Source organism: Pelomonas lactea (assembly GCF_043555885.1).
GTDB classification, from domain to species: domain Bacteria; phylum Pseudomonadota; class Gammaproteobacteria; order Burkholderiales; family Burkholderiaceae_C; genus Pelomonas; species Pelomonas lactea.
The window spans coordinates 1-280 of record NZ_JBIGHX010000041.1 but is presented as its reverse complement, the minus strand read 5'-3'; the positions used below and the strand labels follow the sequence as shown (position 1 = coordinate 280).

General features: G+C 72.1%; 1 protein-coding gene. It reads right to left on the bottom strand.

Annotation, left to right across the window (positions count from 1 at the left end; all coding sequences use genetic code 11):
• Positions 1-280: PKD domain-containing protein (locus ACG04Q_RS25650; RefSeq protein WP_394514716.1), on the bottom strand; the 280-nt coding region annotated here is incomplete at both ends.

The window sequence follows — 280 nt, the reverse complement described above, 5'->3', positions numbered from 1 at the left end:
TGCTCGAACCGCTGGTGGCCGTGTTGGCCGCCGCGACCGTGATGACCTGCGTCTTCACCGCCTGAGCGCCGGCGCTGTCGGTGAGCGTCAGCTGCACGGTGACCGTGCCCGCCGCGCTGGTGGCCAGCGTCGCCGTGGTGCCCGCCGTGGCGCCGCTGAACGATGCGATGCCGCTGCCACTGGTGATGCTCCAGGCATGGCCCGTCAACGTTCGCCCCGCTGGCGCGCTGGAGTCGGCGCTGTCCAGCAGCACGTTGTTGCCGGCCGTCACCGTCGTGGC